This window comes from Amycolatopsis rhizosphaerae (assembly GCF_007713715.1).
In the GTDB taxonomy this organism is placed as follows: domain Bacteria; phylum Actinomycetota; class Actinomycetes; order Mycobacteriales; family Pseudonocardiaceae; genus Amycolatopsis_E; species Amycolatopsis_E rhizosphaerae.
Genome location: NZ_VJWX01000323.1, coordinates 1 through 8168 on the forward strand (window position 1 = coordinate 1; position 8168 = coordinate 8168).

General features: G+C 72.7%; 7 protein-coding genes. 6 read left to right on the plus strand and 1 reads right to left on the minus strand.

The window, feature by feature from the left end; all coding sequences use genetic code 11:
* Positions 1–191 precede the first annotated feature (191 nt).
* Positions 192–830 (minus strand): PAS domain-containing protein, encoded by a 639-nt coding sequence (locus tag FNH05_RS25885; protein WP_144591322.1) that lies wholly within the window; start codon positions 828–830, stop codon positions 192–194.
* A gap of 191 nt (positions 831–1021) precedes the next feature.
* On the opposite strand from FNH05_RS25885, the gene FNH05_RS25890 reads away from it, so the two are divergent.
* The 6 genes from FNH05_RS25890 (at position 1022) to FNH05_RS25915 (ending at position 8156) form a co-directional block, all read left to right on the plus strand.
* The gene (locus FNH05_RS25890) at positions 1022–4210 is read left to right on the plus strand and encodes a bifunctional cytochrome P450/NADPH--P450 reductase (protein ID WP_144591323.1); all 3189 of its coding nucleotides are present in this window, start codon (positions 1022–1024) and stop codon (positions 4208–4210) included.
* Positions 4211–4263: 53 nt separating this feature from the next.
* Positions 4264–5307, plus strand: a complete 1044-nt coding sequence (locus FNH05_RS25895) for a zinc-binding dehydrogenase (RefSeq protein ID WP_144591324.1) — start codon at positions 4264–4266, stop codon at positions 5305–5307.
* A gap of 77 nt (positions 5308–5384) precedes the next feature.
* Positions 5385–5777: a hypothetical protein gene (locus tag FNH05_RS25900; protein ID WP_144591325.1), complete on the plus strand. Its 393-nt coding sequence runs from the start codon at positions 5385–5387 to the stop codon at positions 5775–5777.
* A 118-nt stretch (positions 5778–5895) separates the two neighbouring features.
* On the plus strand, positions 5896–6282 hold the full coding sequence (locus FNH05_RS25905; RefSeq protein ID WP_246127942.1) for a ribonuclease domain-containing protein: 387 nt from the start codon (positions 5896–5898) through the stop codon (positions 6280–6282).
* A gap of 156 nt (positions 6283–6438) precedes the next feature.
* Positions 6439–7113, plus strand: coding sequence for a response regulator transcription factor (locus FNH05_RS25910; RefSeq protein ID WP_144591328.1), 675 nt, complete (start codon positions 6439–6441; stop codon positions 7111–7113).
* Positions 7110–8156 (plus strand): HAMP domain-containing sensor histidine kinase, encoded by a 1047-nt coding sequence (locus FNH05_RS25915; protein WP_144591326.1) that lies wholly within the window; start codon positions 7110–7112, stop codon positions 8154–8156. Before FNH05_RS25910 ends, FNH05_RS25915 begins: the two co-directional genes overlap by 4 nt.
* Positions 8157–8168 lie beyond the last annotated feature (12 nt).

Below are 8168 nucleotides of genomic sequence, written 5' to 3' on the forward strand. Positions count from 1 at the left end.
GTCCCACGCGTAGACCACCGGCACCCTCCCACCCCGGACACGCCGGCGAAACCGCCGGCCGTCCGCCTCGAGAATCCGAAGAACCAGTCCGTGAAGAGTCCACCCCATCGGCGGGCCGGGGTGCCAGGGCCGAAGGACCCCTCCTGCCGTTGGCGGTGTCGTTGCGGTGTCGTTGGCGCTGTGCCGAAGGGTCAGGGCGCGGGTTCGGGTGGCCAGGCGCCCGGGTCCAGAACGCCCGCGACGTAGGCCCGGGCGACCAGCGCCGGTTTGCCGGTCACCCCCCACCGACGGGAAAGTCGCCCGAAATGGTAATTGACACCGTCGACGGTCAGGCCGAGAGCGGAAGCGATCTGGGCGGTGGTGGCCCCGCCCGCGGCCAGGGCCAGGATGCGCGCCTCCCGCTCGCTCACGCCGGTCCGGGCGTCCTCGGGCGCGGGCGCGGGTTCGTCCAGGACGCGCAGCAGGAGCAGGAGGTGCAGCGGGGCCCCCGGGGTGTCGCTGACCACGTCGACCGTCATCTCCCCGTGGCGTTCGGCACCGGAACCGCCGGTCCAGGACACCTCGACGGGATACCGGGACCTGCGGCGCAGCCGCACGGCTTCGGCGATGGGGTGCAGACCGGTGGTGGGGTGGAACAAGTCGAGGACGGAGCGCCCCTCGAGCCTGCCGGGCAGCACTCCCCATTCGGCGGCCATGGCGGAGTTCGCGGACAGGATCGTGCCGTGGGCGTCGCAGAACGCGACGGGCATGGGCATCCGGTCGAACAGGGCGACCGTCCGGTTGCGCCAGAAGACCGCCTCGTCTTCCGGGCGCCGTCCGTTCCTCGCCATGGGTTCTTCCTCTTCCCGGATTTCGCCGCTCTACCGCATCGGGTGTGTGCGCACAAGCCCGAAGCCGAAGTGGACACTACACGTTCCTGTAGTGGCGCTGCCGGTGCGGCCCCCTGCTCGGCGGAAGGGTGGAGGAAACCCGCCGCCACGGCGACGGCCCCAACACCACCTACTCCCCAGGGAGAATTCCGATGACCGAAACGCTCGTTTCGCCCCACGGCGAGACTCGCGACGGCATCCCCGTCATCGACGTCTCCGAGCTCCCCCCGGCGGGCGCACCCGTCCTGCGGCTGATGGAACACGCCCGCCTGCTCGGGCCCGCCTTCGTGCAACGCCGCCACGGCCACGAGATCCTGTTCGTCAGCGGCCTTGACCTGGTCACCGAGCTGGCCGACGAACAGCGGTTCACCAAGGCCATCACCCCGGCGCTGCACAACGTCCGCGAATTCGCCGGCGACGGGCTGTTCACCGCCCTCAACGACGAACCGAACTGGGCCAAGGCCCATGACATCCTGATGCCGGCCTTCGCCCTCGGTTCGATGCGCACCTACCACCCGGTGATGCTGCGCGTCGCCCGGCGGCTGATCGCCGGGTGGGACCGCCACGCGGCGGACGGGACGCCGGTGGACGTGCCGGGCGACATGACCCGCATGACCCTGGACACCATCGGCCTGGCCGGGTTCGGGTTCGACTTCGGCTCCTTCGAAGGCGACGCACCGCATGCCTTCGTCGAGGCGATGGTGCGCTGCCTGGACTGGGCCATGCACCGCATGTTCCGGGTACCTGGCGTCGACTACGGCGAAGTCGACGAAGCCTTCCGCGCCGACGCCGCGTTCCTGAACTCCGTCGTGGACGAGGTCATCACGGCGCGCACGGCGGGCGGGGCCCGCTCCGGCGGGCCGGCCGAAGACCTCCTCGGGCTGATGCTCGAAGCCGTCCACCCCGCCGACGGCACGACGCTGGACCGGGAGAACATCCGCAACCAGGTGATCACCTTCCTGATCGCCGGGCACGAGACGACCTCCGGCACCCTGGCCTTCGCCCTGCACCACCTCACCCAGCACCCGGCCGTCCTGCACCAGGTGCGGGCGGAGGTCGACGCGCTGTGGGGCGACACCGCCGATCCGGAACCGTCGTACGAGGACGTCGGCCGCCTCCGCTACACGCGGCAGGTGCTCAACGAAACGCTGCGCCTGTGGCCCGCCGCCCCCGGCTTCGGCCGCGAAGCGCGCCGGGACACGCTGCTCGGCGGGCGCATCCCGGTGCGGGCCGGGCAGTCCGTCAGCGTGATCACCCCGATGCTGCACCGCGACCCGGTATGGGGCGACAACCCCGAACTGTTCGACCCCGCCCGGTTCACCCCGGAAGCGGAGGCGGCGCGCTCACCCCACGCCTTCAAGCCCTTCGGCACCGGCGAACGGGCCTGCATCGGGCGGCAGTTCGCGCTGCACGAGGCGACGATGCTGCTCGGGATGCTGGTGCACCGCTACCGGCTGGTCGATCACGCGGACTACCGCCTGCACGTCAAGCAGTCCCTGACCATCAAGCCGGAAGGCTTCACCCTCGGGCTCGTCCGGCGCACCGCCGCCGACCGCACCGTCTCCCCGGCCGCCACCGCACCGTCGGCCGCGGCACCCGAACCGGACAGCGGCCTGCCCACCCGCGTCCGCCAGGGCACGGGCGTGCTGCTGCTGCACGGCTCGAACTACGGCACCTGCCGCGACTTCTCGCAGCGGCTCGCCGACGCCGCGGGGGAACTCGGCTGCGAAACCACCGTCGCACCGCTCGACGACCACCTCGGCGCCCTGCCCACCGACCGTCCGGTCGTCATCACCGCCGCCTCGTACAACGGGCAGCCCACCGACGACGCGGCCGCGTTCGTGCGCTGGCTCGGCGAGGCCGCGCCCGGCGCGGCCGACGGAGTGACCTACGCCGTGCTGGGTGTCGGTGACCGGAACTGGTCGGCCACCTACCAGCGCATTCCCACCCTCATCGACGAGCGGCTCGCCGCACTCGGCGGCACGCGCCTGCTCGATCGCGCCGAGGGGGACGCCTCCGGTGACCTGACCGGGGCGGTCGGCTCCTTCACCCAGCGGCTGCGCACCGCACTGCTGGAGCACGCCGGTGATCCCGCCACCGCGGGAGCGGCCCCCGAGCCGCAGGACGACGCCGGGTACACCGTCACCGAGATCACCGGGGGCCCGCTCGACGCGGCGGCCGCCCGTCACGGCATGGTCCCGATGACCGTCACCGAGGTGGCGAGCCTGACCGACCCGGCCTACCCGCGGGTCAAGCGCCTCGTCCGGCTGGCCCTGCCCGACGGCGTCACCTACCGCACCGCGGACCACCTCACCGTGCTCCCGGCCAACGATCCCGCGCTCGTCGAGCGGGCGGCCCGTGTGCTGGGCGTCGATCCCGGCACCGTCCTCGGCATCGTCCCCACCCGCGCCCGCCGCGACGGTCTCGCCGTCGACCGGCCGGTGACGGTGCGGGAGCTGTTCACGCGGCACGTCGAACTGCAGGACCGGCCCACCGCCGGGCAGTTGCGCACCCTCGCCGGACTCAACCCCTGCCCGCCCGAGCGCGAAGCGCTGCGGGCGCTGGCGGAGCGGCCGGACGAGCGCACCCTGCTCGACGTCGTCGAGGACCATCCCGCCCTGCGCGAGGCCCTCACCTGGCCCGTCCTGCTGGACCTGCTGCCCCCGATGCGGCCGCGGCACTACTCGATCTCCTCCTCGCCCGCGGCCCAGCCCCGGCACGCCGACCTGATGGTGTCGCTGCTGCGGGCGCCCGCCCGGTCGGGACGCGGCACCTTCCGCGGCACGGGCTCGGGGTTTCTCAACGCGGTGCGGCCCGGTGACACGGTGCTCGCCCGGGTCCAGCCGTGCCGCGAAGCCTTCCGCATCGGGCACGACGAGCACACCCCGGTGATCATGATCGCCGCCGGGACCGGTCTGGCCCCCTTCCGCGGCGCCATCGCCGACCGGCGCGCGCTCGTGGAGAACGGCGCCCGGCTCGCCCCGGCCCTGTGCTACTTCGGCTGCGACGCGCCGGAGGCCGACTTCCTCCACGCGGAGGAACTGCGGGAGGCCGAACGGGCCGGTGCGGTCTCGCTCCGTCCCGCCTTCAGCGAGTCCCCGGTGGACGGCCGCCGCTTCGTGCAGGACCGCATCGCCGCCGAGGCCGCCGAAGTGTGGCAGTTGCTGGCCGCGGGTGCGAAGGTCTACGTGTGCGGCGACGGCCGGTACATGGCGCCCGGAGTGCGCGCGGCGTTCCAGGCGATCCACACCGCGTACCGTTCGAACGGCCCCAGTGCCGACGCCTGGCTGGACGAACTGATCACGACTGGCCGCTACGTCGAAGACGTCTACGCCGCTTGACCCTTCCCGATTTCCACTCCCGACACCGAAACCGAAACGAGGTTCACCACAGAATGTCCACCATGCTCGCCGGGCGCCTCCACTTCGACACCGGCACCTTCGCCGTGGAAGAGGTCCCGATCCCGGTACCCGGCCCCGGGGAGGTCCTGATCGAGGTCAAGGCGGCCGGGGTGTGCCTTTCCGACGTCCACCTGATCGACGGCACGATCAGGCCGTTCCGCCCGCGCGAGGCGGTCACCCTCGGGCACGAGGTCTCCGGGGTCGTCCACAGCTGTGGCCCCGGTCTCGCCGGGGAGTGGGCGCCCGGCACGCGCGTCGCGCTGCAGGCCGGGCAGGCCTGCGGGACCTGCGAAGACTGTGTGCGGCGGCGCCCGTGCCGCCAGCCGCTCACCCGCGGGGTGGACTACGACGGTGGCTGGGCCCAGTACGCGATCGCCCGCGAGGACACCCTCGCGCGGATTCCCGACACGCTGCCCTTCGACCAGGCCGCGATCATCCCGGACGCGGTGTCCACCCCCTACGCCGCCGTGGTCGAGACCGGCGGGGTGCGGCCCGCGCAGTCGGTCGGCGTGTGGGGAGCCGGCGGCCTGGGCGTGCACGGCATCCGGCTCGCCCGGCTGGCCGGGGCGGAACCCGTGATCGCCATCGACCCGCTGGCCACCGCCCGCGACCGCGCCCTCGCCGCCGGGGCCGACCTGGCCCTCGATCCCACCGACGCGGGCTTCGCCGAAGCCGTCGCCCGGGCCACCGGCGGGCGCGGGCTCGACGTGGCCTTCGACTTCGCCGGCGTCCCGGCGGTGCGCGAGCAGGCGGCCGCCGCGCTCGGCCGCGACGGCGTGCTCGTGCTCGCCGGGCTCACCCCGCATCCGCTCACCATCACCGGCGGCACGCGGTTCAGCTACCTGCGCAACCAGGTGCGCGGGCACTACGGATCCCGGCCGGAGCACGTCGAACAGCTGATCCGCCTGACCTCGGCGGGCAGGCTCGACCTGGCCCCGTCGATCACCGCGCACCTCCCGCTGGCCGAGGCGGCCGAGGCCGTCGCCCGCCTGGAGAAGAAGATCGGCGACCCGATCCGGCTGGTGCTCGTGCCGTGACGGCACCGCCGGACACGGGGGACGGCCGGGCAAATTGGCTAAGCTGGCGCCGGAACCGGCAGGCGAGAGGCGGCAAGGTGACCATCTGGACCGATGTGACCAATTACGTGCGGGTGCGCTGGGAGGTGCTCGAGGAGTCCGACGGCTGGCTGCGGTTCCTGCTCGACACCGACGGCGGGCGCAGCCAGCAGGTCACCGTGCACTACCTGCCCGACCTCGACGGGGCCGCCTGCGTGGAGATCTCGTCCCCGGTCGGCTGGGCCGACCGGATCGACCTGCGGAGGCTGCTCGAACTCGCCGGCGGCGACACGGTCGGCGGTGCGGCCGTGGTGGACGGGGTGGCGCTGATCAAACACGTCGTACCGCTGCACGACGTGAACCTCCGGGAGGAGTTCGAGCGTCCCCTCCTGTCCGTCGCCGCCCGGGCCGATGCCCTGGAACGGGATCTCGCGAAGACCGACGAGTTCTGACGAGAGCGCTTTCCGGATACCTGACGAAAGTCGGAAGTTCACGTTCCGCGGGTTGTCCCCGTGAACGACTGTCCCCCACGATGGCGGGGTCCTGATCCCGATTCGCGGAGGTTCGCCCGTGTTGCGGAAGTTCCTGTCGGTCCTCGCCATGGTGTTCGCGCTCGGCACCACGGTCCTGGTCACCCCGGCCCAGGCCGCGGTCTACAACAGTTGCTCGGTGTCCGGCTGTTCGGCGGCGATGACCGCCTACGACGGCTGGAGCCAGCTCGGCTTCCCGCGTTCGTCGGGCTGGTACGCCTGGCCCTACGGGCAGTACAACTACACCGGCGGCCATTTCTACAACCGCGAGGGCCAGTTGCCCTCCGGCGACACCTTCTACGAGTACGACGTCAACCCGAGGCCGAAGGGCGCCTCGCGGGACGCCGAGCGGATCGTGCGCGACGTGACCACCGGCGTGGTCTGGTACACCCCCGACCACTACGCCAACTTCTACCGCATCGTCTGACCTCCCGGGCCGGGACGGGCCCCGCGCCCGTCCCGGCCCGGCCGTTCCCCCTGCCGCGAAACGATCGCGACCCCTGCACGGAATCTTCACAATCCGGGAAAAAGATCTCCATCGAACCTGCCTAGAGTGGCGTTCGTGCTGGAAGAACGACGCAGGGTGCTGGTCGTGGAGGACGAACCGACGATCGCCGAGTCGGTGGCCGCGCGGCTGCGGATGGAGGGCTTTCTCGTCGAACTGGCCCACGACGGCCCGTCCGCGGTGGCGGCGGCCGAGGCGGGCGACCCGGACCTGGTGGTCCTCGACGTCATGCTGCCCGGGTTCGACGGCCTCGAAGTGTGCCGCCGGATCCAGGCCCGCCGCCCGGTGCCGGTGCTGATGCTGACCGCCCGTGACGACGAGAACGACCTCTTGGTCGGGCTCGCGGTGGGTGCGGACGACTACCTGACGAAACCGTTTTCCCTCCGCGAACTGGCGGCCAGGGTGCACGCGCTCCTGCGCCGGGTCAGCCGCGCCGCACAGGCGAGGGACGAGGAGTCGGCCTCGCGGATCGTGCTCGGCGACCTGGAGATCGACCTGGCCGAACACCGCGTCCACCGCGCGGGCACCGAGGCGCACCTGACGCCGACCGAGTTCGAACTGCTGGTGTACCTGGCGGGGCGGCCCCGCGCGGTCCAGCCCCGCGAGCGGCTGCTGGCCGAGGTGTGGCAGTGGCCGGACCAGGCGGGCGCCCGCACCGTGGACAGCCACGTGCGCGCGCTGCGGCACAAGCTGGGTGCCGATCTCATCCGCACGGTGCACGGCGTCGGCTACGCGCTGGAGGTGCCGAAATGACCGTGCGGGCGGTGCTGGACCTGCTGCCGCGGCCCCTGGACCCGGTGCGCTCGATCAAGCTGAAGATCGGCATCCTGGTGGTCGTCTCCGAGACGGCCGGGCTGGCCTTCTTCTGGTGGCAGATCGGCTGGCTGCCACCGCGGACCTCGCTCACCGCGATCATCGTGGCGCTGCTGTCCTCGCAGGTGCTCGCCCACGGCATGACCCGGCCGCTGCGGGAGATGACGGTGGCCGCGCAGTCGATGGCCAGGGGCGACTACGACCGCCGCGTCCGCGCGACCGCCCGCGACGAGGTCGGCATGCTCGCCGCGGCCTTCAACCAGATGGCGGCCGATCTGGCCGCGGCCGACCGGCAACGCCGGGAACTGGTGGCGAACGTGTCCCACGAACTGCGGACCCCGATCACCGCCCTGCGCGCGGTGCTGGAGAACGTGGTGGACGGGGTCGCCGAGCCCGATCCGGCGACCCTGCAGACCGCGCTCACGCAGACCGAGCGGCTCGGCAGGCTGGTCACCGAACTGCTGGACCTGTCCCGGATCGACGCGGGCGTGCTGCCCCTGCGGCGCGCCTGGTTCCCGCTGGCCCCGCTGCTGGCCGAGGCGGTCGCCGAGGCCGAAGTGGCCTCGGCGGTCGGCGGCCGCGCCGTCACCTTCGACGTCTCCGTCACGCCGTCCGGTGCGAAGGTCTTCGCCGATCAGGAGCGCCTGCACCAGGTGGTGGTCAACCTGGTCGACAACGCCGTCCGGCACGGACCGGCGGGCGGCCTGGTCCGGGTGGTCGCGGTGGCCCGGCCCTCCGGGCTGGTCCTCGAAGTCCACGACCAGGGCCCCGGGATCGCCCCCGCCGACCGCGAACGCGTGTTCGAACGGTTCGGCCGTGGCCGCCGGGCCGGTGCCGAGGGCGGCACGGACGGCGGGACCGGCCTGGGACTGGCCATCGCCCGCTGGGTGGTCGACCTGCACGGCGGCACCATCGCCGTGGTCGATCCCCCGCCCGGCACGGCGGGCTCGCGCATCCGCGTGAGCCTGCCCGTCTCCGCCTGACGCGTATTCCCC